The organism is Mycobacterium sp. NGS35, from assembly GCF_059812855.1.
Genome location: NZ_JCALDL010000002.1, coordinates 263,462 through 285,611, shown reverse-complemented (window position 1 = coordinate 285,611; position 22,150 = coordinate 263,462). Strand labels below are relative to the sequence as shown.

Sequence of the window (22,150 nt, the reverse complement as noted above, 5' to 3'; positions counted from 1 at the left end):
TGCGATTTGTGGTCCGTGACATGTCTCCCCAGATTCCCTTGTCGCCGTCTTTGCTCGCGGCCGAACGTAACGCGGCGCTGCCCAATTAGCCGGAGCGACAATTGGTTTTATGGAAACGATGCAAAGGAGAGGCGCAACGGTGACCGCACGTGTCGGTCGCGCGGCAACCGGCTAGCGTCGGGCCGTCAGCGTCAGCGCCTCCGGCGACGTGCTACCTGTCGAAAGTGCCTGAGGCACAACGCGTTTCGTGCGCGACAACAGTTCCGGTCACAACCCGTACTGGTCTTCGTTGATCCCTAGCCAGATCTGCGCGGCGTCGATTGCGACCTTTTCGCTGATGAACGCATGTTGAGTGCCGGTGTACATGTCGCGGAAGGCGCGCTCGAGGCGGCTGCCCTCGCGGATCGCTGTGGTGCCCGCGGCCAGATGAGCCCATTCCACACAGGCCCGCGCGGTGTCCGTCGCGTAAACGGCGGCGACCCGCATGTCGGCCCGCATCCGAGACGTCAGCTCGCTACCGGCGGCAACCGCCGCCTCGGCTGCAGTGAACGCGTCGAGAACCAGCAGACGCGCGGCGCGCCACGCCGCAACGTGGTGCGCGAGCCCCTTCTGGAACGTCGGGCGACTAGCCAAGGTGGCCATGTCGCTCATCCGCACCTTGGTGGCGGCGAGTTCCTCGACGTCGTCGAGCATGCTCTTGGCCACGCCCAGCGCCCACGACGCGTGACCGGCGGCGGTGACCGACATCAGCCCCATCCGGCTGGCCGGGGCTGAGCCTCGGCACGGCTCGCGCGTGAACAACGGCATCGTCCTGTGCTCCGGCACGAAGACGTCCTGCGCGTTGTAGTCGTAGGAGCCGGTGCCTTTGAGGCCTTGCACGTGCCACCCGTCGGTGAAGGTGATCTCGTCGCGAGGCACATAGGCCACCAGAAGCTCGGGAACACCCTCGCTCGCCCATCGCGGCTGGCCGTCATCCATCGGAATGAAACCGGCGGCGATGTATGCCGAATGTCCGGTGCCGGATCCGAAGTTCCATGCGCCGCTGATGCGGTAGCCGCCGTCGACGACGATCCCCTGTCCGTTGGGAAAGAACTGGCCGCCAAGGGCGACGCGGTTTCCGTTGGCGGTGAACACCTCCGCGAAGCCGTCATCGGGGAGATAGGTCGCGGCGGCGAACGCAGACGGCAGGTTCGCTATGCCGATCCAGCCGAAAGACCCGTCCTGCCAAGCCATTTCGATCCACGTCTCGATCATCTCGGCGAAGGAAGGCTCGACACCGCCGGCCGGCGCGGGGTTGAAGGCAGTCAGCAGCCCACTGGACCACATCGCGTCGACGATCGCCGGGGACAGTGTGCGCAATCGCTCGGATTCGGCAGCCTCAGACCGCACCAGCTCGCGCATCCCGCGGACACGATCGACCACGCGAATGTCGGCCACGACGTCGTTCCTTTCGTTCATCCGTCTACGGCATCGGAATCGGGTCGAGCGGGTTTCCGGGCGCTATCGACGAACAGTTCTCCGGTGCCGGCAGCCCCGCGAAGCGGTCCTTCAGCCAGGCGATCGCGTTGTGCAGCCAGACCGGGACGCTCCAGATGTGGCTGAGAGCGTCGTACTGCTCGTAATAGACCTTGGTGTGCGCCGCGCAGTAATTGCGCGCTAGCGTGCGCACGTCGCCGGCGATCATCACGCCGTCACCCTCACCGATGCCGGGTTTGTCACCCGGGGTGTGTTCCAGCGCTCCATTGGCGCCCTGGCCGATGAACCGCGGGATCGTCGGCGTGCCACCGGTGCCCATGATCAGCTTGTTCGCGTGTTCGACGTACAGCGGCATGCTCTCTGGAGTCGGGTACTCGTGGCTGACCAAGTCCGCCCACTTCAGGCCTGGGTAATGACGCAACACGTTGACGATCGACGCGGACGTCATCTCCTGAAAGACCTTGATGCCCAACGGTGTTAGATACGGACCGAAGTCGATACCGAAGGCACGGGCGATGCCGACAAGCGCCATTGGCATGACGCCGGCCCAGAAGCTGGTGCCTTCCACGTAGTGCAGGTTGTGCGCGGGGTGGACGAGCACGCCGCCGATGGCAGCGCCGATCAGACGGGCGTTGGCGTCAGGCGCGTAGGTGGGTGCCAGCTCGGCGGCCCATTCGGTGGCGATCGCCCCGCCCGAGTAGCCGAGCATCCCGACGCGCGCGTTTGTGGGCAATCCGACGGCTGGCGACTTGAACGTGGCACGAATGGAGTCCAGCGTGTTCATCCCGTACTCGGGGCCCGCCGCGAAGTCGGCTCGTTGTCCCTCGGTGTCGGGGATGACGACGGTGTAGCCCTGCGCGAGCAGGGGTCCGAAGACAGTGGCTTCGACGCTGGGCACCAGGCCGCCGAGGGTGAAGCCACCGGAGATCGCATAGGACGGCTCGTCGTTCTGGTTCAGCGAGTCGTAAGCGGATTGATAGGAGACCACTCTTGTCTCGCCGAACTCGATCAGCGGCCGGATCACTGAGGTGACATTCACCGTCGGCGTGCGGGTCTGGCTGGTCGACCGGTAGAGCAGCTGGGTGGTTTGCAGCAGGGTCGGTAAGCCCAGGACGTGATACGGAAAGGTGCGGGTTTTCAGCACGGTTCCCGGTGCGATGTCGGGCAGCGGTACGTCACCGGTGTAGGAGTAGAACGGATCGTCTTTGGGTTGCGGCACCGCGATGACGGGACGGGACGTGCCGATCGGCTGGACATATCCCGCTGGGGCTTGCCGCGGCGATGCAGTCATCGTGCCTATGTTGCCTCAGGCGCTGGATAGGGCCGGTGGAACTGGCCGAACTGGTTGACTCTCAACGAGATTCGGGTCTGCTCAGGTTGGCTAGTGCTGCGATCACCACATCTTGCCGGGCCTGGGCGATCTGGCCTGACCGAGATCACGCCGGAAGACATCAGGCGGTGGTTCGCGGACCTGGGCACCGAGCGCGAGACCTCCAACGCGCGCGCCTATGGCGTGGTGACGGCCATGCTGAACACCGCCGTCGATGACGGCCTGATCGACCGCTCCCCCGCCCGCATCAAGGGGCTTCCACAGTGAAGCAGACGAAGCGGGCGGTGGTGCTGCTGGAGCCGGGCGAGCTGACGGCGCTGGCCGACGCCATGCCCGACCCGCTGGGCCTGGTGGTGTTGCTGGCCGGGTGGTGCGGGCTGCGGCGCGGTGAGGTTTCGCGCTGCCCCGGGGCAACGTTGCCGCCGTCGGCTCCACGGTGACCGTGAACAAGGGCGTGGTTCGTACCGGGCGCGCGTTCGCCTCAGGCCCGCTCAAGACGCGCGAGAGCGGCCGCACGGTGGACCGTGGCGACCCACCTGCGTCCGTTACTGCTCGGGCATCTCAGCGCCAATGTCGGGCCGCCGAAGTCGGCGTTGCTGTTCCCTGATCCGGTGACTGGGGGCCTCTACACGGGGGCCGGTTCCGCACGCCGTTCTTCGCCGCCCGGGAGGCCATCGGGCGCGACGACTTGCACTTCCACGATCTGCGGCACTTCGGCGGCGTGATGGCGGCGCTGGCCGGTGCCACGACCCGCGAGGTGATGGACCGGCTGGGCCACACCACCAGCGCGACCGCGATGCGCTACCAGCATGTGGCAGCGGGCAGGGCTGATGCCCTGGCTGAGCGGCTGTCGGCGCTTGCGGCCGTGTCGTCTCCGCTGGAGGGCGCGCCGACGTCGGCGTGGTGTCGGCGTGGTGATGCATACTGCCGTCCATGACGAACGCGGGGGACGGTCAGCCATACGACAATTGGGCGAAGTATCGGTCGGCGTGGTGGACACGCTATTTCACGGGCGACCTGGCGCACTTCTGGCCGTCGCAGCTTGACCAAGCCGAACCCGACGCTGGCGGTTACCGCTGGATATCGCGCAGCGGCGTGTTCGACATCGCGGCCACCGAATCCGAGCACCGCGAGCTGCACACCGCCGTCGCCGCCTACGTGTGGGGCGTCGGCTTCACAGCTCGCATGTCCATCGGACGACTGGTCCGCGCCTTCACGGCGAACGCCGACACCGTGGAGGACAACCTGCGCCGCGCAGCGTTGATCCTCGCCCACGACGGTCCGGTCGCGGCCTATGAGTCGATGCTGGCGGGTGGCCCCAATCAAACGAAGTACATGGGTCCGGCGTACTTCACCAAGTACCTCTTCTTCACCGGCTACCACGCCCCGAGTGCGGAGCTTCGTCCGCTCATTCTCGACAGGCGGGTTGCCACGGCGCTACGCAATCGCGGAGTGTTCGGCCCTCGGGCTGGCAACGCCGATTGGCCTAGCGCCCTTTACCGCCGGTATCTGACCTATTGCCACGAAAAGAACCCCGCCGACCCGGCGGCGGTGGAGGCGGAACTCTTCAACGAGGAAGGTGGTGCGGCGGACTAACCGAAGCGTCCGGGCCGGTAGTTACCCCCGTTGAGATCCGCGTGGCGTGATTGGCAAGTAGGCCCGCTGGCTGGTCGAGTACAACTGCCGATCCCGTTGGCGGACAGGGAGACTGACCTGACGAATCGTCACGGCGGTAGCTGCTCCCTCCATCGACCACGACGGGGGAATTTGGTAGCCAGAGACGTGGTGGTCGGTGCCGTCAACGGTGCCGTCCGGTTTGAGTTTGATCAGTTCATGGGTGGCGCGCTTAAGCAAGTTCATCGCCTCCATCGTGGTGGCGTAGACCGCCATCTCGACCGCCGCCTTGCTGATGTAGTTGATGGTTCCGCTCTCGCCTAGATACCGACGACGCGCGACGTCCCACAGCGAGTCGAGCGCCTTAGTGATGAGCACCGACACGGACAGCTCCCGCCCCGGGTTGGAATCCTCTATCGTCAGCCACCAGTGCGCTTCTGTCTTAGCCGCGTCGGGGGACGCCTTCTTGTGCAGATAGACGTGGACAGGCCCTTCGTGCAAGATGACCGGCTCGCCGTCCATCGGCTGCCAGGCGAGCTTTGCCTCGTCGTCGTGGATGGCGACCGCGCTCAGCCCGTGCTTGACCGCGTTGTACACGAAAGCGTCGTCGAGGACCCTGTTCGCGCAGTCAGCCAACAGCATCGCCAAGGCGTCAATGGCGTCGTCGAACTCGGCGTCGGTGAGCTTGATACAGGCATCAACGCGGTTGACGCCGCCCAGAAACACGGTAGCGATCTGCTTACGGTCGAATCCCTGATCCAGCGCGGCGGCCACCTTGGCCTTGTACTCAGTGAAGTCATTTGAGGCCGACATTCCCAACCAAGGACATTCAGGATGCTCCACGTGGGCGAAGAACAAACGCAGCAGCGCTTCGGAGGCGTGGTTTGCAATCATCACCGCCTCCATGCGGACATAGCGCTGCCTGGCATCTGTCGTCGGCGGCGTCGTCGGATCGAACCGCGCCGCCCCGATCGTCCGGCTAGACGCGTACGGCGGTGTAAGCAGGTCGTCGCTGCACGCCATCAGCGAAAGCAGCTCAATGCGCATCTTGACGAACTCCGCCGGGTTGGCCGTATAGAACACGGCGTTCAGTTCCGGGTATTGGGCGGGGTCCAGCCGCCGCCCTTTCGGGTCGTTTTTCTCCCACGGCTTCGGTCCGCCTCGGTATTTGCCCATGAGCCGGAGTCTAGGAATGGCGGCCGACAAGACCGGGCTTGCTCGCGACCGGCACAAGCGTGAAAGCGACGAAGTGCCTTTGATATACCGGCATACAGGGCCCGTTGTGGCCCGATTATAGCCCGGGCCGGGCAAAAACAAACTCTGACTGGTGGTCCCGACTGGGATCGAACCAGTGACCTTCCGCGTGTGAGGCGGACGCTCTCCCGCTGAGCTACGAGACCGCGCACCCGGACCATGACCCGGCGAACGACGTCGAACACTAGCACGGGCGACAGTTTCGGCCAGAATACGCCGAGCAGAGGGCTGGTCTGAGGTGCGGCCGAGGAATTTGTGCGGCCATACTGGGGTGGACTATCGTTTCGGTTCGCACGTGGCGACGTTCTCGTCCGTGGCGCGCGGATGTAGCGCAGTTGGTAGCGCATCACCTTGCCAAGGTGAGGGTCGCGGGTTCGAATCCCGTCATCCGCTCGAAGGTGCAGTCGCATCAAACCCAGCGGTGGAGTGGCCGAGTGGTGAGGCAACGGCCTGCAAAGCCGTGCACACGGGTTCGATTCCCGTCTCCACCTCTACCCCGGCGCGGTTAGCTCAGCGGGAGAGCGCTTCCCTGACACGGAAGAGGTCGCTGGTTCAATCCCAGTACCGCGCACCAGGATTGTTGCAGGCCCGAATACGCAATTCTCCGCGCTTCATCAGAGCCTCAATAGCACCTGACGACTCGGCATACGCGCGTTCGCTGACGGTCGGCCCAGTCGTCTGGGCCTCTGCCTCACCCATTGCTGCTCAGAACCAGGACGCACGGCCGATTGACGCGGTACAACTTCGGTAGATCTGCGGCAGCATGGTCCATCGAAAGGACGCCGACATGAAGAAGCGGCTCGCGCACCAGCGGATCTCCCTGAAGCAAAGAAACAAGCTCGCCCTGGCCTTGCTCGCCTCCGGGACGCTCGCTGCCACCACCTTGTCTGCAACCGCCGGCGCCGACGACGACTTCTCGAACGACCTCAAGTTCCAGTCGCCGTCGGGCGACGTCTGGTGCGTCATGCAACGCAACCACAGCAACTTCGATCCGGCCGACTACGGCAAGGGAGAAGCCACGTGCCAGGTTCAAGATCCCACCTACGCCATGCCGCCGCGCCAATATGTCGGGCCTGACGGACGGCCGAGCACCTGCTTCCTAGGCGGCTGGGGCAGTCAGATCTCGATGTATGAGGGCAGGCCGCCGCACCTCGACTGTGTCGGCGGTGTGCTCGTCGACCCGCCGTTGCCGCCACTGAACTACGGCGAAACCATGTCACTCGGCGCCATCACCTGTGCCAGCGAGCCGTCGGCCATGAGATGCACCGACACCAGTACAGGGCGCTTTTTCCGGATCTCCCGCGACAACTACGACCTCGGGTGAGCAGCGCGCCCGACCGTGAAGTTGGAATCTAGTCGGTCCCGGCCGCAGGTGGATGATCCGAGTCGAGCGCGCCGACCGCGCATAGATGCCGTTCCCGGCAGTAGCGGCGGCGCTGAGGCGCTGAAAACCGGCAGGTTTTGGAATCGCAGACCAACGGGAACTGCTCACTCACTTCGAACGAGCGACGAAGCGGTGAAGCCGCGCGGTTGCTCGCCACGGTGAGAGGGGATCAACAATGGCGCAGGTGAACGGGCGCAGGCACACAACAATCAAGAGCTGGCCGCGTCTTCTCGCGGTGATGGTGCTGTCCTTCGCAGCTCTCGTCACGGCGCCCCTCCCCCTCGCCTCCGCCCAGCCCTGTCCCGACGTCGAGGTCGTGTTCGCCCGCGGCACCGGCGAGCCTCCCGGCGTCGGCGGCGTCGGCCAAGCGTTCGTCAACGCTGTGACCGAGCAAGCCGGCGGTCGGTCCGTGGCCGTGTATCCGGTCAACTACGAAGCCAGCGGCGACTTCGGCGCGGGCATCCAGTTCGCCAGAACCGTCGTCGACGGCATCCGCGACGCCGGCTCGCACATCGAAGCCACGGCCGCCAACTGCCCCAACACCAGGATCGTGCTCGGTGGCTACTCGCAAGGTGCAGCGGTCGCGGGCTTCGTCACTTCAGCCTCCGTCCCGGCGAGCATCCCCCCGGAGTTCTTGTCGTACATCCCCCAGCCGATGCCGCCGCAGGTCGCTGACCACGTCGCCGCTGTCGTGCTCTTCGGCAAGCCGTCGGACGCATGGTTGCAGCAGTACGGCGCGCCGCCGATCGTGATCGGCCCCTTGTACAAGCCCAAGACCCTCGAACTCTGCAATCCCGACGACACGATCTGCAACGGCACTCCGGGTGGTCAACCCTCCGTCGCGCATGCCCTTTACGCGGTGAACGGGATGGTGAACGAAGGCGCAGCGTTCGCCGTGGGGCGGCTCTGACCGCCTCGCAACCGTCAAGACCGCTAACGCCTGTACGCGGACACGCCGCGGAATCTAGGCTGAGCGCAAAGCGAGCAATCAGATTCACGCGAAGGGGCGGGCATGAGATTCACGACGGTACTTGCGCTTGCTGTGGGCTTCGTCGCGGCGCCGTTGGTGAGTGCGGGCGCCGCGTCCGCCTGGCCGTCGTATTGCGACGGCGTGGATTGCGTTCCAGGCGTGGCCCACAACGCCGTCGAGGGCCAGCACTGCATCGCCTCTGACCGCTACGCCTTCGGCCTCGGCTCGTCGCCTACCGGCACCCTGATCTGCTCCGCCACCAACCGCTGGGTGTCGACAGAGCCTCTCATCGGCGTACGTCCACTGGGTGCGCCCTGCCAAGGCGAGAAGGGCACAGCCCAAAGCCCCGACGGCCTACCGCTGAGCTGCAACGGCCACGGCTGGGTGCAGGACTTCAACAAAATCTATTACGGCCCTTCGGTTTGACTCGACGCGCCGCGCACTCAACGGGCCTACGTCAGTTCGCTTGGGTCGCGGTGCTTGGCCAAGTTCTCGAGCCGCAACAGGCACTCCCGGTTCCGGACGTCCATCGCAATCTGCGCCAGTTGATCTGGCACCACATTCAAAGCGCCTCGCGCGGGGGTTTCTGACATCTCCACCCGACACCCGTTCGGGATGTCCGAAAGCCGCAGCGTCACCTTCGCCGCACCGAGCGGTCCCATCTTGGCCAGCAACACGAGTTCGCGTTCGGGCTCGCACTTTTCGGCGATGGTCTCGTCGTCGATCACCAGAGGCCACACACCGATCGAGTGCTGGATCGTGGAACCCGGCGCCGGCCAGTTCTTGTCGACGGCGCGCATGCGACTGTTGCCGACCACCCACTGCGAGTAAGTCCACCCGTCGGCCAGCACGTCCCAAACCCGGTGGCGCGGCGCTTCGATGTCACGCGTGACGGTCATGCACGAATCCTTCCGTCGCAGACGCTGACTTCCGGCCGACTGGTACCCGGCCCACGCGCAGCCGACGCGTGAACCTCATTACAACGGCGGGCTCAGCCTCCGACGGGGAAGCACCAACTCATCGGAACGAACGGCACGGGCGCACCGATGCACATGGTCACCGGAACCGGCGGCGGCGCAGGTGGCGGCGGCGCCGGTGCCACGCATGCGTTGGCTCCGGGATCCCAAACCGTCCCGCCGTCGCAGGCCCAGCTGACTGCCGGACTGATGACCGTCGTGGCGGCGAGAGGTCCCAACGTCAACGCGGCCAGCGATACTATCCACACCGCGATGCGGCGCAACTTTGTATTCATCCGAAGCCTCCTCGACATCCCCGACCTCGGTCACTCAAATTTACGCTTTCTCGCATTTTGCGATCGCGAAATTCTGCTGTGGGCTTAGAGACATTAGTCCCTTCGCCCGGTGACCAATCGCACTTGGTGCAGCGCGAGCTTCGCGCCGTAGGGTCGATGTGACGTCGGACAAGGTTGGTTGCGTCTGGTCCCTCGTCAGGCGACCTGGATGCAACCGCGGATGTTAAGAAGCCAGCACCGCTCCTCCGTCGCCGCTCCGGCTACCCCAGCGTGGCCTTGATATCGGGGATCATCGCCTGCAACTGCGCTCCCCAGTAAGCCCAGTTGTGCGTCCCGTTCGGCGGGAAGTTGAACGTCGCATTGTGCCCACCGGCGGCGGTGTACTTGTCCTGGAACTTGATATTGCTGTCCCGGATGATGCTCTCGAGCACCTTGGCCGGTACGTCTGCGCCGCCGAGTTCGTTCGGCGTGCCGTTCCCGGCGTACACCCACAGCCGCGTGTTGTTGTCGACCAGCCGCGGGATCTGAAGCGTCGGGTCGTTGCGGGCCCAGGCCGGATCGCTGGACGGACCCCACATCGCGTCCGCACTGAAGCCACCGGAGTCGCGCATCGAGATGCCGATCAAAAACGGCCCCATGGCCTGCGACGGGTCCAGCAGAGCCGACAGCGATCCGGCATAGATGAACCTGTCCGGGTGGTACGCCGCGAGGATCAGTGCCGACGAACCGGACATCGAAATACCCACCACCGCATTGCCGGTGGGGCTGATGTTCTTGTTGGCGGCCAGCCACGACGGCAGCTCGGACGTCAGGAACGTCTCCCACTTGTAAGTCCACGTCCCGCCGTTGCCCACCGCCGGCTGGTACCAGTCGGTGTAGAAGCTCGACATGCCGCCGACCGGCATCACGGTGGCCAAGCCCGAATTCAGCGTCCACTCGAACGAGGGAAGCTCGATGTCCCAGCCGTTCCAATCGTCGCGGGCTCGCAAGCCGTCGAGCAGATAGATCGCGTGTGAGCCACCGGGCTGAAACTCGACCTTGATGTCACGGCCCATCGACGGCGACGGGACCTGAAGATATTCGACTGGAAGGCCTGGCCGGGAGAATGCTTTGGCGTCCGGTGCGCTCAACACGCTTGCCAAGCCGGGCAGTAAGACTGCGACCACCGCAGCGATCAACAGTCGACGCGCCCGGCGAACCGGCCGCAGCTCGCCTTCACCCATACCAAACCTCCAATGCCGAGTGCCACTCTCGCCGGAACTTACTACCCGCCCGGCGTGACCTCAATCACCATTCCTTTTTTGCGCGGCGCCGACGGTCAACTAAAAGTTGACGCTGTGGCATGGTCAACCTAAGGTTGACGCCATGCCTGCTACGCCGCTCGTCAAAGTCCGTCTCGACGATCTCATCGACGCCATCAGGAAAGTTCACGCCGACGCCCTCGACCAGCTGACCGACGCGGTGCTGGTCGCCGAGCATCTCGGCGAGCTCGCCGACCATCTGATCGGCCACTTCGTCGACCAAGCGCGCAGGTCCGGCGCGTCATGGACCGAGATCGGCAAGAGCATGGGCGTGTCCAAGCAGGCCGCGCAGAAAAGGTTTGTGCCCAAACTCGAGACGACGCTGGACCCGGCGCAGGGCTTCAGTCGGTTCACCCCGCGCGCCCGGGCGGTGGTCGTGGCGGCGCAAAACCAGGCGCGCGAAGCAAGCAACGCCGAGATCACTCCGGCGCACCTCATCCATGCACTGGCCGCCGACGAGAACTCGCTGGCGATGCGCGTCCTCGCTCAGCGTGGTGTCGACGCCGCAGCGCTTCATAGCGCGGCACCGCTGCCGCCGCGACAAGACGACATCCCGGCCCTCGTGCCCTTCAGCAGCGCATCACGCAAGGCTCTCGAGCTCACATTCCGGGAGGCGCTGCGGCTCGGCCACAACTACATCGGCACCGAACACATCCTGCTGGCACTGCTGGAGACAGAGGATGGCGACGGGCCATTGCACCGCCTCGGCGTAGCCAAAGCCGACGTGGAGGCCGACGTGGTCGCCGCATTGCAGGCGTTCGTCGGCGCCGAGGGAGCCGCAGCGTCTGACGATCCCGCGTAATGTCCGGGTCATGAAGCTCGACGAGCACGCGCGGGCGCTGATCGGATACGGCGCCGACGCCACCCTGGTCACCCTCAACCCCGACGGCAGCCCGCACGTCAGCGTGGTCTGGGTTGCGTTGCGCACCACACCCGAGGACGACGACGAGTTGGTGACCGCCCATCTGGGCGAGCACCGCAAGGTGCGAAACATCAAGCGCGACAACCGGGTTGCGCTTACCGTCCTCTCCGAGGACCGCAGTGGGCCCATGACGCCCTACCTTTCGATCACGGGCACGGCACGCGTGGAGGAGGGTGGGGCGCCCGAACTGTTGCGAGAGCTCGCCAAGACCATGATCGGCCCGGACGCGAAGTTCCCTCCGATGGACGACCCGCCGCCCGGCTTCGTCACCCACATCACGATCGCCAAGACCGGTGGCGTCGGCCCCTGGGCTGAGTAACCCATGTTTTCCGGCGCTTTCGTGTGACATCATGCGAGGCAGCTAAGGAGGACATGATGCGCCGCTGGTTGCTCGGACTGTTCGCTGGGATGCTGATCGCCGGCGTGTCCGTCGCACCTGACGCCTCTGCGGGCGTGGGCCCGATCGGTCGCCTCGGCGATACCCTGCGCGTCACGGACGGCACCGTCACCGCCGACGTCACGGTGAGCAGTGTGCTGCCGTCCGACATTCCGCCCGGATGGGGCTATCCGCCGCGGTGGCCCCGCTCGGAGGTCTGGCGCGCGCAGGTCGCGGTCACCGCGGTCGAGGTGCCCTCGAAGTCCGCGATGGCGCCAAAGTTTTCGTTTCAGGGCGTCACCCCCACCGGCGACGCCTACCTCCCCCGCAGCACCGACGCGCCCGACGCGCTGCAATACGCACTGCTCAACGCACCGCAAGGCTCGACCGTCAGCGGCGGTGTGTACTGGGACTGTTACCGCGACCTGGTGACCAATGTGGTGCTGATCGACCCGAAGACCGGTGTTCACCTGGCGCAGTGGAACATCTAGAGATCACCACCGCCTGCCGCGCTGACATCGACGAACTGGCCGCCGTCGCCTCCCGCACATTCCCGTTGGCGTGCCCGCCCGGCGCGACGGCTCAGAACATCGCGGCTTTCATCGAGAACCAGTTGTCCGCCGAGCGATTCACGGAGTACCTCACCGACCCCGATCGGGCCGTTCTCGTCGCCCGCGCCGGCAGCCGAATTCTGGGCTACTGCATGTTGATTCGCGGCGTGCCGGACGACCCGGAGGTGCAGCGCTCGGTGACCGCGCGGCCCGCGGTCGAGCTGTCGAAGATGTATGTGCTGCCTGACAGCCACGGCGTCGGCGTCTCGGCCGCATTGATGACCGCAGCCCTTAAGACAGCCACGGCGATGGGCGCCGAAAGCGTCTGGCTGGGCGTCAACCAGGAAAACCAACGGGCACAACGCTTTTACGCAAAACACGGCTTTGAAGTGAACGGCACCAAGACATTCCAGCTGGGCAGTGCTGTCGAACACGACTACGTGATGGTGCGACGGGTCCACCCCGCGCCAGATGTGCTGCAATCGGTCCAATGACCGACGACGACGCCGCCGCACAGTTCACCCGGCTGGACTCACTGACATCCGTCGACGCAGCCGAGCTGCCCGCCCTCTATGCCTACCCCGACGAGCTGAGCTCGTGTTGGGTGCGGGCCAACATGATCGCCAGCGTGGACGGCGGCGCCACCGTCGACGGGCGCGCCGGTGGGCTTGCCGCTGCGGGTGACCGGGTGCTGTTCAAGATCATGCGCGAGCTCGCCGACGTGATCCTCGTGGGAGCCGGCACCGTCCGCGCCGAGAACTACTCGGGCGCCCAGTTGAGCGTGGCCTCCCGTCAGGCCCGCCAAGCGCGCGGCCAGTCCGAGATCCCACCGATCGCCGTGGTCACCGCGTCGGGCGCCCTCGATCCGGCCAGCCGCCTGTTCACACTCACCGAGACCCCGCCGCTGATCTTCACCACCGCCGCATCTCTCGAGGCCACACGCAACCGCCTGCAGGGAAACGCCGAGGTGCTCGACGCGTCGACCGGGGACCCGATCACCGTCGACCCGGCCGCGGTTCTGAGCATGCTCGCCGAGCGGGGGCTTCGTCGCGTGCTGTGTGAGGGCGGCCCGATGCTGCTGGGCGACATCGTGGCGCTGGGCCTGCTCGACGAGCTGGCGCTGACCATCGCGCCAATGCTGGTGGGCGGCGGCGCACCACGCGTGCTGACCGCACCGGGTTCCGTCGACATCCGGCTGCGCACCGCGCAGATCCTCAGCGACGCCGACGGCTACCTGTACTTGCGCTACAGCCGGGCCCTTTAGGTCTGCTCGCTAGTCTGGTCGGCATGCCGTTTTCCGGGCCGGGGCGCGCTATGGCAATCGTCGCGACCGTCGGCGTGCTCGCCGGATGCGCCCCTGGCTTGGCTGCCAACCCGCGGTACGCCACCGACTCGGGTCACGGGTCGCACGCCGGCCCGACATCCGCGCCCGCCCCGCACGGCCCGCCGCAGGTCGAGGCACCGAAGAACGACCTCGCGTGGAAAGACTGCAGCTCGCGGCTGTTCTCCGAGCTGGCCGTGGCCCCGCCGGTCGGGGTGACGTTGGACTGCGCCACATTCGACGCCGACCTCGACCCCATCAACAACGCCAGCGGAACCGTGACCATCGGCGTGGTCCGCGCCCGCTCGGCGCAGACTCCGCCCGACGCCGGGCCGCTGGTGATCACCACCGGATCGGATCTGCCGTCGTCGGTCCAGTTGCCGACGTGGCTGACGCGCGCCGGAACAGACATGCTCAAGAGCCGGCCGGTCGTCGCGATCGACCGTCGCGGGATCGGCCTATCCGGTGCGCTGGACTGCCGCGACTCGTTCGACCGGCAGGAGATGCACGACCAAGCTCAGTTCGAATCCGGCGACGATCCCGTCGCCAAGCTCGGCGAGATCGTCGTGACCGCCACCACCAACTGCACCGACACCATCTCCCCCGGCGACAACGCCTACGACAACTCCCACGCCGCCGAAGACATCGAGCGACTGCGGACAACGTGGGACGTGCCGACGCTGGCACTGCTGGGCATCGGGAACGGCGCGCAGGTGGCGCTGGCCTACGCCGGCCGGCATCCCGACAAGGTGGCCCGGCTGGTCCTGGACTCGCCGATTCCCCCCGCGATCAACGCCGAAGGCGCCGAGGAGCAGCAGATCAAAGGCGAGCAGGCCGCGCTTGACGCGTTCGCCGCCCAGTGTGCGGCCGCGAACTGCCCGCTCGGGCCGGATCCCAAGGGCGCGGTCGACGCGCTGATCGCGGCGGCCCGCGCCGGCCGTGGGCCGGGAGGCGCCTCGACGGCAGCGGTCACGTCGGCGATCAGCACCGCGTTGGCGTTCCCGCGCGCAGACCGGGCGTCGTCGACGAACGCGCTGGCGACCGCGCTGGCGTCGGCACGCTCCGGCGACGTCAACCAGCTCAACAACCTCATCAATCAGGCGCAGTCGACGCGGCAGACCGACGGGCAGTTCGTCAACCAGTGCAGCGACTCCCTGAACCGGCCCACGCCCGACCGGGTCCGCGAACTTGTCGTCGAGTGGGGTAAGGAGTACCCGCAGTTCGGCGCCGTCGGGGCGCTCGATCTGGTCAAGTGCCTCAACTGGCCCAGCGGCACGGCGCCGCCGGATCCGAAGAACCTCAAGGTGAACGTCCTGCTGATGGGCGGGCTCAACGACGCGGTCGCGGGCAGTGACGGAGTGGCGTCGGTGTCGGCGACCGTGCTCAACGCCGGGGTGGCCAGCAAGCGGGTGATGTGGCAGGGCATCGGCCACGGCGTCAGCATCTATTCGCCGTGCGCGGTGCCCCCGCTGGTCGGCTACCTCGACAGCGGAAACCTTCCCGCGACCGACACGTATTGCCCCGCCTGATCTCGACATCGGCGTCGGGTACGGTGCGCTCGTGGCGCTTACAGACTCGGTACTAGCTGTCTTCCGGCCCCGCACCACCCCGCCTACTGCCTCTGCGGTGTTGCGAACGATCTTGTGGCCGCTGGCAATTCTGTTCGTGATCCACCGCAGCTACGTGCTGGCCACCAACGGCTACATCACCGACGACTACGGGCCGGTTTATCGCGCCGTGTCGAACTTCCGCCGCGGACTCGACATCTACAACGAGCACTTCGACTACGTCGACCCGCACTACCTGTATCCGCCCGGCGGCACACTGCTGATGGCGCCGTTCGGTTATCTGCCGGTGGACGCCTCGCGCTACTGGTTCATCTTCTTCAACACCGTCGCGATGGTGCTGGCGGCATACCTCCTGGTACGGCTGTTCAAGTTTTCCGTCACCTCGGTCGCGTTCCCCGCGTTGCTGGCCGCGATGTTCTGCAGCGAAGCCGTCATCAACACACTGGTTTTCGCGAACATCAACGGAATCATCCTGCTGCTCGAGGTGCTGTTCTTCCGCTGGCTGCTGGACGGAAAAGAGAGCCACCAGTGGTGGGCCGGTGTGGCGGTCGGGCTGTCGCTGGTGGTCAAACCGCTGCTGGCGCCGCTGCTGCTGTTGCCACTGCTCAACCGCCAATGGCGCGCGTTGGTGACCGCGATCGCCGTGCCGCTGGTGTTCAACATCGCGGCCTTCCCGTTGGTCGCCGACCCGATGAACTTCTACCGGCGGACCTTGCCGTACATCCTGTTCACCACTCGGGACTACTTCAACAGCTCGATCGCGGGCAACGGCATCTACTACGGCTTGCCGTCATGGCTGATTCTGTTGCTGCGGTTGATCTTCGGCGTCTTGGTGGTTGACTCGCTGTGGCTGCTGTACAAGTACTACCGCACCCGCGATCCGTTGTTCTGGTACTGCACTTCGTCGGGTGTGCTGCTGATCGCGTCATGGCTGCTCGGTTCGCTCGGTCAGGCCTACTACTCGATGACGCTGTTTCCGTTCTTGATGACGGTGGTATTGCGCAACTCGGTGATCCGCAATTGGCCGGCATGGCTTGCTGTCTACGGCTTCTTGTCCGCCGACAGGTGGTTGCTTCAGTACTGGCCCAGCACCGGCAGGGCGCTGGAATATCTGCGTGTCACCTGGGGCTGGTCGCTGATGCTGGTGGTGGTGTTCAGCGTGCTCTACTTCCGCTATCTAGACGCCAAGGCCGAAAACCGGCTGCAGTTCGGAATCGACCCGCCTTGGATGACGGCCGACGAGCGGCGCGCTAGCGTGAACGCATGACGTCTCGCCCGAAACTCGAACTGTCAGACGCGGAATGGCGTGAGCGGCTCACGCCCGAGGAGTTCGAGGTGCTGCGGCGAGCAGGCACCGAGCGGCCGTTCACCGGCGAGTACACCGACACCAAAACCGAAGGTGTCTACGAATGCCGGGCCTGCGGTGCCGAGTTGTTCCGCAGCACCGAGAAGTTCGAATCCCATTGCGGCTGGCCGTCGTTCTTCGACCCAGCCCGATCCGACGCCGTGATCCTGCGGCCGGACACCTCACTGGGCATGACGCGCACCGAGGTGCTGTGCGCCAACTGCCACAGCCATCTGGGTCACGTGTTCGCCGGTGAGGGCTACCCCACCCCGACCGATCAGCGCTACTGCATCAACTCGATCGCGTTGCGCCTCAAGCCCGCTTCGTGATTTCGGTGCGCTAACCGGCGGTCAGCGCCGGTTAGCGCACCGAAATCGCTTAAGGCAGGCGCTCGACGAGCTGTTCCACCGAGACCCGCGGGCCGGTGAAGAACGGCGTCTCCAGACGCGTATGCCGACGCGCATCGGTAGCCCGCAGTTCGCGCATCAGGTCGACGATGCGGTGCAGCTCCGGCGCCTCGAACGCAAGAATCCACTCGTAGTCGCCCAGCGCGAACGCCGGCACGGTGTTGGCGCGCACGTCTTTGTAGGCCCGCGCCGCCATGCCGTGCTCAGCGAGCATGCGGCGGCGTTCCTCGTCGGGCAGCAGATACCACTCGAGCGAGCGCACGAACGGGTACACGCACACGTACGCCCCGGGTTCCTCACCGGCCAGAAAAGCCGGGATGTGGCTCTTGTTGAACTCGGCGGGCCGGTGCAGCGCCACGCTGCTCCATACCGGTGCGCTGGCCCGGCCCAGGGCCGTGGTGCGCCGGAAATCGGAATAGGTGGCCTGCAACGCCTCGACCCGGTCGGCGTGCGTCCAAAACATGAAGTCCGCATCGGCCCGCATGCCCGCGACGTCGTAGACGCCGCGCACCACGACGCCGTTGTCCTCCTGCTGCTTGAGGAACGTGGCGGTTTCGTCGACGACGGACGTGCGGTCGTCGCCCAAGGCGCCCGGACGTACCGCGAACACGGAGAACATCAGGTAGCGGATCGTGCTGTTGAGTTCGTCGTAGTCGAGCCGGGCCATGCCTCTATCGTGCCACGGACGCCCTGACGAGCCGGTTGGCCGCCGCAGCGCCCGAGGCGATGCACGCGGGCACCCCGATGCCGTCGAGGTAGTTGCCCGCCACCGCCAACGTGTCGGGCAAGCCGGCCCGGATCCGCTCGACCAGACCGCGGTGGCCGGGCCCATACTGCGGCATCGCGTCCAGCCACCGCGCCACGTGCACGTCGACGGGGTCGACCGCGATCCCGAACAACGCCGCCAGGTCGTCGAGCGCCCACGACACCAGTTGATCGTCGCTGGCCGTGTGGGCGACGTCGTCGCCGAAGCGCCCGAAGCTCAGCCGCAGCAGCTCGACGTCGCCGGGTCTCCCCCACTTCCGGCTCGACAGCGTTATCGCCTTAGCGCGCAACGGTTCTCCGCTGGCCACCAGCACCCCGGAGCGCTGCGGCAGCTCAGTGCCGGCGGGCAGGGCCAACGCGAGCACGACCGACGACGCGACCGGGATGCAGGCAGCGGCCGACGCGGAGTCGGGGGCGACGTCGGCGAGCAGAGCCGCCGCCTGCTGCGCGGGCACCGCCAGTACCACCGCGTCCGCATGCTCGTCACCGACCTGCCAGCCGTCGGCGTCCCAGCGCAGCGACGTCACGGCGCTCTGCACTATCCGCGCGCCGCTTCGGCGGCGAAGCTCGTCGACGAGCCGCCGGTATCCCCCCTCGACGGCGCGGAAGACCGGGCCGCCCGACGGCGGCGGCAGCGCCGCGCGTGCCGCTGAAGTGAGGCTGGCTGCGCCGTTGTCCAGCGCCGACGCCACTCCGGGCGCGGCCGACCGCAGACCGATGCTGGCCGCCGAGCCGGCATAGACGCCGGCGAGCAGCGGGTCGACGGACCTGGCCACCACCTGCGAGCCGAACCGATCGGCCACCACGTCGGCGACGGAGACGTCGGCGCCGGTTGTCCACCGCCATGGTCGCGACGCCTCGGCGGCGATCTGCGCGACGGTGGCGTCATCGACGAGGCCGGCCATGGACTCCGCCGAGGTGGGGATGCCGTTGACGGTGCGTTCCGGTAGCGGGTGCAGGCCGCCGCCGGCGTAGATCAGCGGGCGAACCCCGGTGGTGTCGACCTGTGCGTCGGCCATCCCGAGCTCGGCCAGCAGCGCAGGCACTTCCGGACGCCGCGCGACGAACGCCTCGGCTCCCACGTCGACCGCGTGTCCCGCGAACGGAATGGTGCGCAGCGTTCCGCCCAGCGTGTCGGCGGGCTCGAAAAGCGTGATCTCGGCGTCCTCACCCAGCAGCCGCCGCAGCGTCCACGCCGCGGACAGGCCCGAAATACCGCCTCCCACAACGCAATACAGGACGGTCACAGAGAGTGCACCAGCGTGACCAGTTCGGTGACGACACCCGGGTCGGTATCTGGTAGCACCCCGTGGCCGAGGTTGAAGATGTGCCCCGCCGCCCCGGCGTCCACCGCGCGGCGCCCGTCGTCGACCACGCGGCGAGCCTGCGCCTCGACCACCGGCCAGCCGGCCAGCAGCACCACCGGGTCGAGGTTGCCCTGCAACGCGGTCCCGGGACGCACACGGGACGCGGCGTCGGTGAGCGACGTGCGCCAGTCCACCCCGACCACCGAGGCGCCCGCCGCCGACATCGCGCCGAGCAACTCGGCGGTGCCCACGCCGAAGTGCGTCATCGGAATCATCGCCGCGGCCAGTGCGTCGAAAACCCTTGTGCTGTGCGGCAATACGTACTCGGTGTAGTCGACCAGCGACAGCGCGCCGGCCCAGGAGTCGAACACCTGAATCGCGTCGACGCCCGCGTCGACCTGGACGCCCAGGAACGCGATGGTCAGGTCGGTCAAGGACGCCATCAGCGCATGCCAGCTCTGCGGATCACCGAGCATCATCGCCTTGGTGCGCTCGTGGTGCCGGCTCGGGCCGCCCTCCACGAGGTAGGACGCCAGCGTGAACGGGGCGCCGGCGAAGCCGATCAGCGGGACGTCACCCAGCGCATCGACCAACAGCCCCACCGCCCGCGAGACAGATGAAACACGTTCCGGCTCAAGCGGTTTCAGTGCCTTGATATCAGCAAGGGTCCGGACGGGGTGTTCGATCACCGGCCCGACGTCGGGCACGATGTCCAATGCGATACCCGCCGCACGCAGTGGCACCACGATGTCGGAGAACAGGATCGCGGCATCCACCCCGTGCCGGCGCACCGGCTGCAGGGTGATCTCGCAGACCAGTTCGGCGTCGAAGCAGGCCTCCAGCATGCTGCGCTGGGCCCGCACTGCGCGGTACTCCGGTAGCGACCGGCCCGCCTGGCGCATGAACCACACCGGGATACGGCTCGGCTTGCGGCCGGTCGCGGCCGCCAGGTACGGCGCCTTGGGCAGGTCACGGCGGGTACTCATCACCACCCATGCTGCCATGGGCAATCCGGCGCGCCTGCCACCCCGCGGCCTGCGATGGACTAGCGTCGAGGGTCATGAGCTCTGCCGAACCGGCTCCGTTCCAGGCGGCGGTCGCGGCGATGAATGCCGCCGAGGTGCGCCGGGAGATCGAGCTCGGCCCCATCCGGCCGCCGCAGCGGCTCGCACCGTTCAGCTACGCCCTGGGCGCGGAGGTGCGGCATCCGGACACCGACATCGTGCCGGAGCGGTCCGAAGGTGACGCGTTCGGACGGCTGATCCTGCTCTACGACCCCGAGGGCGCGGAGGCGTGGGACGGCACCATGCGCCTGGTGGCCTACATTCAGGCCGACCTGGACTCCAGCGAAGCCGTCGACCCCCTGTTGCCAGAGGTCGCCTGGAGCTGGCTGGTGGATGCGCTGGAGGCGCGGGCTGGAGCCGCCACCGCGCTGGGCGGCACGGTCACCGCCACGACGTCGGTGCGATACGGCGACATCTCGGGTCCGCCGCGGGCACACCAGCTGGAGCTGCGAGCCTCGTGGACGGCCATCACGCCGGAGCTCAACGTGCATGTGCAGGCGTTCTGCGAGGTGCTCGAGCATGCGGCGGGGCTGCCGCCGGTGGGGGTCACCGACCTGGGGTCACGTTCGCGGGCGTGAGTGTCGCGGAACCCGAGCGGGTGGGCTCGGACATCGAAGAGCCCGAACCGATGCCATTGCTTCACCCATCGGACGGCGTGCCGAAGCTGTCCGCGTCTGCCGACGAAATCGCATCTGCCGCTGAGCTTTTGGCGTCCGGGCACGGCCCATTCGCCGTCGACGCAGAACGTGCGTCGGGATTCCGCTACAGCAACCGGGCCTATCTGATCCAGATTCGGCGCGCTGGTGCAGGCACGGTGTTGGTGGATCCGGTCGCAGGCGACGGTGACCCCACCGAAAATCTGCGCCCGGTCGCGGAGGTGCTGAGCACCGACACCTGGGTCCTGCACGCCGCAGATCAGGACCTGCCCTGTCTGGCCGAGCTGGGCATGCGGCCACCCGCCCTCTACGACACCGAGCTGGCGGGCCGGCTCGCCGGATACGACAGGGTGAACCTTGCCGCCATGGTGAGCCGACTGCTGGGGCTCGGGCTGGCGAAAGGTCACGGCGCCGCCGATTGGTCGAAACGGCCGCTCCCGCCGGCGCTGCTGAACTACGCGGCCCTGGACGTCGAGGTGTTGCTGGACCTGAAGAACGCCGTCGAGCAGGTGCTGGCGGAGCAAGGCAAGACGCAGTGGGCGCAGCAGGAATTCGACTACCTGCTGACGATGGAGCCTGCCCCGCCGCGGCGGGACCGGTGGCGCCGGACATCGGGCATCCACAAGGTGCGGGATGCGAGGGCGCTGACCGCGGTTCGAGAGCTGTGGACCGTGCGCGACGAGATTGCCCGTCGCCGAGACATCGCCCCCGGCCGGATCCTGCCCGACTCGGCGATCATCGAGGCCGCGGTCGCCGACCCGAAGACCGTCGCGGAGCTGACCGCCCTGCCGGTCTTCCGCGGCCCGCGTCAGCGGCGCAACGCATCGGTGTGGCTGGCGGCGCTCGCCCGGGCCCGGGAAAACCCTGAGCAGCTGACGAATTCCGAACCGCCGAACGGACCTCCCCCGGTGTCTCGCTGGCATCGGCGCAAGCCGGAAGCGGCGGCCCGATTGCAGGCGGCGCGCGAAGGCTTGGGCGCCCTGTCCGAGCGGGTCGGTGTGCCGACCGAGAACCTGCTGTCGCCGGATCTGTTGAAGCGGCTGTGCTGGGACTGGCCCGGCGGGACCGCGGCCGACATCGACACGTTTCTGCGCGACGGCGGTGCGCGGCCATGGCAGCGAGAGCTCGTCGGCCCGGCGCTCGCGGCGGCGTTGACCTGAACTCAGCCAAACAAATACCTACCTTGTGCCAACCGCGGTAGCTGGTCATCACCCAGCGCGGTCAGGCAGAAGCCCCAAAGTTGTTCAACCACATCGCCTTCCATGTTGCCGACGTATGCGTAGGGGT

The 22,150-nt window shown here is 66.8% G+C and carries 25 protein-coding genes, 4 tRNA genes and 1 pseudogene; 20 read left to right on the top strand and 10 right to left on the bottom strand.

Annotated elements, in window-relative coordinates; all coding sequences use genetic code 11:
- Positions 1-267: 267 nt before the first annotated feature.
- Positions 268-1,458, bottom strand: coding sequence for an acyl-CoA dehydrogenase family protein (locus AC5Y4C_RS06435; RefSeq protein WP_499964321.1), 1,191 nt, complete (start codon positions 1,456-1,458; stop codon positions 268-270).
- 4 nt (positions 1,459-1,462) lie between these two features.
- On the bottom strand, positions 1,463-2,767 hold the full coding sequence (locus tag AC5Y4C_RS06430) for a lipase family protein (RefSeq protein ID WP_499964319.1): 1,305 nt from the start codon (positions 2,765-2,767) through the stop codon (positions 1,463-1,465).
- A 93-nt stretch (positions 2,768-2,860) separates the two neighbouring features.
- Here AC5Y4C_RS06430 and AC5Y4C_RS06425 point away from each other — a divergent pair, with 93 nt between their 5' ends.
- From AC5Y4C_RS06425 to AC5Y4C_RS06410, 4 genes and pseudogenes are all read left to right on the top strand, one after another.
- Entirely contained in the window at positions 2,861-3,073 is a 213-nt protein-coding gene (locus AC5Y4C_RS06425) for a hypothetical protein (protein WP_499964317.1), read from the top strand.
- On the top strand, positions 3,070-3,246 hold the full coding sequence (locus AC5Y4C_RS06420) for a hypothetical protein (protein ID WP_499964316.1): 177 nt from the start codon (positions 3,070-3,072) through the stop codon (positions 3,244-3,246). Before AC5Y4C_RS06425 ends, AC5Y4C_RS06420 begins: the two co-directional genes overlap by 4 nt.
- Positions 3,247-3,455: 209 nt before the next feature.
- Positions 3,456-3,743 (top strand): annotated as a pseudogene (locus AC5Y4C_RS06415) (tyrosine-type recombinase/integrase); the annotation flags it as partial.
- Positions 3,740-4,402 (top strand): 8-oxoguanine DNA glycosylase OGG fold protein, encoded by a 663-nt coding sequence (locus tag AC5Y4C_RS06410; RefSeq protein WP_499964315.1) that lies wholly within the window; start codon positions 3,740-3,742, stop codon positions 4,400-4,402. The pseudogene AC5Y4C_RS06415 and the gene AC5Y4C_RS06410, both read left to right, overlap by 4 nt.
- Before the next feature lie 21 nt (positions 4,403-4,423).
- Here AC5Y4C_RS06410 and AC5Y4C_RS06405 read toward each other — a convergent pair whose 3' ends face one another.
- On the bottom strand, positions 4,424-5,596 hold the full coding sequence (locus tag AC5Y4C_RS06405; RefSeq protein WP_499964314.1) for a hypothetical protein: 1,173 nt from the start codon (positions 5,594-5,596) through the stop codon (positions 4,424-4,426).
- Between the two features lie 149 nt (positions 5,597-5,745).
- Positions 5,746-5,820: transfer RNA gene (locus tag AC5Y4C_RS06400), tRNA-Val, on the bottom strand.
- A gap of 174 nt (positions 5,821-5,994) precedes the next feature.
- Between AC5Y4C_RS06400 and AC5Y4C_RS06395 the strand changes: the two genes are divergently transcribed.
- The 6 genes from AC5Y4C_RS06395 to AC5Y4C_RS06370 all read left to right on the top strand — a co-directional run bounded on the left by AC5Y4C_RS06395 (position 5,995) and on the right by AC5Y4C_RS06370 (position 8,454).
- Positions 5,995-6,067: transfer RNA gene (locus AC5Y4C_RS06395), tRNA-Gly, on the top strand.
- A 27-nt stretch (positions 6,068-6,094) separates the two neighbouring features.
- Positions 6,095-6,165 (top strand) — tRNA-Cys (locus AC5Y4C_RS06390).
- Between the two features lie 8 nt (positions 6,166-6,173).
- Positions 6,174-6,248: transfer RNA gene (locus tag AC5Y4C_RS06385), tRNA-Val, on the top strand.
- A 213-nt stretch (positions 6,249-6,461) separates the two neighbouring features.
- Positions 6,462-6,998, top strand: coding sequence for a DUF6636 domain-containing protein (locus AC5Y4C_RS06380; protein WP_499964312.1), 537 nt, complete (start codon positions 6,462-6,464; stop codon positions 6,996-6,998).
- A 298-nt stretch (positions 6,999-7,296) separates the two neighbouring features.
- Positions 7,297-7,968, top strand: coding sequence for a cutinase family protein (locus AC5Y4C_RS06375; protein WP_499964409.1), 672 nt, complete (start codon positions 7,297-7,299; stop codon positions 7,966-7,968).
- Between the two features lie 102 nt (positions 7,969-8,070).
- Positions 8,071-8,454, top strand: coding sequence for a hypothetical protein (locus AC5Y4C_RS06370; protein WP_499964311.1), 384 nt, complete (start codon positions 8,071-8,073; stop codon positions 8,452-8,454).
- Between the two features lie 26 nt (positions 8,455-8,480).
- Here AC5Y4C_RS06370 and AC5Y4C_RS06365 read toward each other — a convergent pair whose 3' ends face one another.
- The 3 genes from AC5Y4C_RS06365 to AC5Y4C_RS06355 all read right to left on the bottom strand — a co-directional run bounded on the left by AC5Y4C_RS06365 (position 8,481) and on the right by AC5Y4C_RS06355 (position 10,503).
- Entirely contained in the window at positions 8,481-8,927 is a 447-nt protein-coding gene (locus AC5Y4C_RS06365; RefSeq protein ID WP_499964309.1) for an SRPBCC family protein, read from the bottom strand.
- A 92-nt stretch (positions 8,928-9,019) separates the two neighbouring features.
- Positions 9,020-9,280 carry a hypothetical protein gene (locus tag AC5Y4C_RS06360; protein WP_499910576.1) on the bottom strand — a complete coding sequence of 87 codons (261 nt, stop codon included), beginning with the start codon at positions 9,278-9,280 and terminating at the stop codon, positions 9,020-9,022.
- 260 nt (positions 9,281-9,540) lie between these two features.
- A complete protein-coding gene (locus AC5Y4C_RS06355) occupies positions 9,541-10,503 on the bottom strand; it encodes an esterase family protein (RefSeq protein ID WP_499964307.1) in 963 nt (320 codons plus the stop codon).
- A gap of 142 nt (positions 10,504-10,645) precedes the next feature.
- Here AC5Y4C_RS06355 and AC5Y4C_RS06350 point away from each other — a divergent pair, with 142 nt between their 5' ends.
- The 8 genes from AC5Y4C_RS06350 to msrB are packed head-to-tail and all read left to right on the top strand — an operon-like array spanning position 10,646 to position 16,993.
- Positions 10,646-11,383 (top strand): Clp protease N-terminal domain-containing protein, encoded by a 738-nt coding sequence (locus AC5Y4C_RS06350; protein ID WP_499964304.1) that lies wholly within the window; start codon positions 10,646-10,648, stop codon positions 11,381-11,383.
- A gap of 10 nt (positions 11,384-11,393) precedes the next feature.
- The gene (locus AC5Y4C_RS06345; protein WP_499910570.1) at positions 11,394-11,822 is read left to right on the top strand and encodes a TIGR03618 family F420-dependent PPOX class oxidoreductase; all 429 of its coding nucleotides are present in this window, start codon (positions 11,394-11,396) and stop codon (positions 11,820-11,822) included.
- A gap of 56 nt (positions 11,823-11,878) precedes the next feature.
- Positions 11,879-12,370 (top strand): DUF1942 domain-containing protein, encoded by a 492-nt coding sequence (locus AC5Y4C_RS06340; protein ID WP_499964302.1) that lies wholly within the window; start codon positions 11,879-11,881, stop codon positions 12,368-12,370.
- Entirely contained in the window at positions 12,358-12,924 is a 567-nt protein-coding gene (locus AC5Y4C_RS06335; RefSeq protein WP_499964300.1) for a GNAT family N-acetyltransferase, read from the top strand. Before AC5Y4C_RS06340 ends, AC5Y4C_RS06335 begins: the two co-directional genes overlap by 13 nt.
- Positions 12,921-13,694: a pyrimidine reductase family protein gene (locus tag AC5Y4C_RS06330; RefSeq protein ID WP_499964298.1), complete on the top strand. Its 774-nt coding sequence runs from the start codon at positions 12,921-12,923 to the stop codon at positions 13,692-13,694. The genes AC5Y4C_RS06335 and AC5Y4C_RS06330 overlap by 4 nt, the downstream gene beginning before the upstream one ends.
- 23 nt (positions 13,695-13,717) lie before the next feature.
- A complete protein-coding gene (locus tag AC5Y4C_RS06325) occupies positions 13,718-15,280 on the top strand; it encodes an alpha/beta fold hydrolase (RefSeq protein WP_499964297.1) in 1,563 nt (520 codons plus the stop codon).
- Positions 15,281-15,311: 31 nt separating this feature from the next.
- On the top strand, positions 15,312-16,586 hold the full coding sequence (aftC, locus tag AC5Y4C_RS06320; protein WP_499964295.1) for an arabinofuranan 3-O-arabinosyltransferase: 1,275 nt from the start codon (positions 15,312-15,314) through the stop codon (positions 16,584-16,586).
- Positions 16,583-16,993, top strand: a complete 411-nt coding sequence (msrB, locus tag AC5Y4C_RS06315; protein ID WP_499910560.1) for a peptide-methionine (R)-S-oxide reductase MsrB — start codon at positions 16,583-16,585, stop codon at positions 16,991-16,993. Before aftC ends, msrB begins: the two co-directional genes overlap by 4 nt.
- A gap of 49 nt (positions 16,994-17,042) precedes the next feature.
- Here the strand turns inward: msrB and hemQ are convergent, their stop codons facing one another.
- From hemQ to hemE, 3 genes are read right to left on the bottom strand one after another with little or no spacing between them, the layout of a single operon-like run.
- Positions 17,043-17,738 (bottom strand): hydrogen peroxide-dependent heme synthase, encoded by a 696-nt coding sequence (gene hemQ, locus AC5Y4C_RS06310; RefSeq protein WP_499964293.1) that lies wholly within the window; start codon positions 17,736-17,738, stop codon positions 17,043-17,045.
- Between the two features lie 4 nt (positions 17,739-17,742).
- A complete protein-coding gene (locus AC5Y4C_RS06305; RefSeq protein ID WP_499964291.1) occupies positions 17,743-19,083 on the bottom strand; it encodes a protoporphyrinogen oxidase in 1,341 nt (446 codons plus the stop codon).
- Positions 19,080-20,129, bottom strand: coding sequence for a uroporphyrinogen decarboxylase (hemE, locus tag AC5Y4C_RS06300; RefSeq protein WP_499964289.1), 1,050 nt, complete (start codon positions 20,127-20,129; stop codon positions 19,080-19,082). The genes AC5Y4C_RS06305 and hemE overlap by 4 nt, the downstream gene beginning before the upstream one ends.
- Before the next feature lie 74 nt (positions 20,130-20,203).
- Here hemE and AC5Y4C_RS06295 point away from each other — a divergent pair, with 74 nt between their 5' ends.
- Positions 20,204-20,785, top strand: a complete 582-nt coding sequence (locus tag AC5Y4C_RS06295; protein ID WP_499910552.1) for a DUF3000 domain-containing protein — start codon at positions 20,204-20,206, stop codon at positions 20,783-20,785.
- A gap of 50 nt (positions 20,786-20,835) precedes the next feature.
- The gene (locus AC5Y4C_RS06290) at positions 20,836-22,023 is read left to right on the top strand and encodes an HRDC domain-containing protein (protein WP_499964407.1); all 1,188 of its coding nucleotides are present in this window, start codon (positions 20,836-20,838) and stop codon (positions 22,021-22,023) included.
- Positions 22,024-22,150 lie beyond the last annotated feature (127 nt).

Bases quoted from the DNA above. Each gene is read 5' to 3' on its own strand.
- AC5Y4C_RS06435 (WP_499964321.1), bottom strand. From the start codon at position 1,458: ATGAACGAAAGGAACGACGTCGTGGCCGACATTCGCGTGGTCGATCGT.
- AC5Y4C_RS06430 (WP_499964319.1), bottom strand. From the start codon at position 2,767: ATGACTGCATCGCCGCGGCAAGCCCCAGCGGGATATGTCCAGCCGATC.
- AC5Y4C_RS06410 (WP_499964315.1), top strand. From the start codon at position 3,740: ATGACGAACGCGGGGGACGGTCAGCCATACGACAATTGGGCGAAGTAT.
- AC5Y4C_RS06405 (WP_499964314.1), bottom strand. From the start codon at position 5,596: ATGGGCAAATACCGAGGCGGACCGAAGCCGTGGGAGAAAAACGACCCG.
- AC5Y4C_RS06380 (WP_499964312.1), top strand. From the start codon at position 6,462: ATGAAGAAGCGGCTCGCGCACCAGCGGATCTCCCTGAAGCAAAGAAAC.
- AC5Y4C_RS06375 (WP_499964409.1), top strand. From the start codon at position 7,297: ATGGTGCTGTCCTTCGCAGCTCTCGTCACGGCGCCCCTCCCCCTCGCC.
- AC5Y4C_RS06370 (WP_499964311.1), top strand. From the start codon at position 8,071: ATGAGATTCACGACGGTACTTGCGCTTGCTGTGGGCTTCGTCGCGGCG.
- AC5Y4C_RS06365 (WP_499964309.1), bottom strand. From the start codon at position 8,927: ATGACCGTCACGCGTGACATCGAAGCGCCGCGCCACCGGGTTTGGGAC.
- AC5Y4C_RS06360 (WP_499910576.1), bottom strand. From the start codon at position 9,280: ATGAATACAAAGTTGCGCCGCATCGCGGTGTGGATAGTATCGCTGGCC.
- AC5Y4C_RS06355 (WP_499964307.1), bottom strand. From the start codon at position 10,503: ATGGGTGAAGGCGAGCTGCGGCCGGTTCGCCGGGCGCGTCGACTGTTG.
- AC5Y4C_RS06350 (WP_499964304.1), top strand. From the start codon at position 10,646: ATGCCTGCTACGCCGCTCGTCAAAGTCCGTCTCGACGATCTCATCGAC.
- AC5Y4C_RS06345 (WP_499910570.1), top strand. From the start codon at position 11,394: ATGAAGCTCGACGAGCACGCGCGGGCGCTGATCGGATACGGCGCCGAC.
- AC5Y4C_RS06340 (WP_499964302.1), top strand. From the start codon at position 11,879: ATGCGCCGCTGGTTGCTCGGACTGTTCGCTGGGATGCTGATCGCCGGC.
- AC5Y4C_RS06330 (WP_499964298.1), top strand. From the start codon at position 12,921: ATGACCGACGACGACGCCGCCGCACAGTTCACCCGGCTGGACTCACTG.
- AC5Y4C_RS06325 (WP_499964297.1), top strand. From the start codon at position 13,718: ATGCCGTTTTCCGGGCCGGGGCGCGCTATGGCAATCGTCGCGACCGTC.
- msrB (WP_499910560.1), top strand. From the start codon at position 16,583: ATGACGTCTCGCCCGAAACTCGAACTGTCAGACGCGGAATGGCGTGAG.
- hemQ (WP_499964293.1), bottom strand. From the start codon at position 17,738: ATGGCCCGGCTCGACTACGACGAACTCAACAGCACGATCCGCTACCTG.
- hemE (WP_499964289.1), bottom strand. From the start codon at position 20,129: ATGAGTACCCGCCGTGACCTGCCCAAGGCGCCGTACCTGGCGGCCGCG.
- AC5Y4C_RS06295 (WP_499910552.1), top strand. From the start codon at position 20,204: ATGAGCTCTGCCGAACCGGCTCCGTTCCAGGCGGCGGTCGCGGCGATG.
- AC5Y4C_RS06290 (WP_499964407.1), top strand. From the start codon at position 20,836: ATGCCATTGCTTCACCCATCGGACGGCGTGCCGAAGCTGTCCGCGTCT.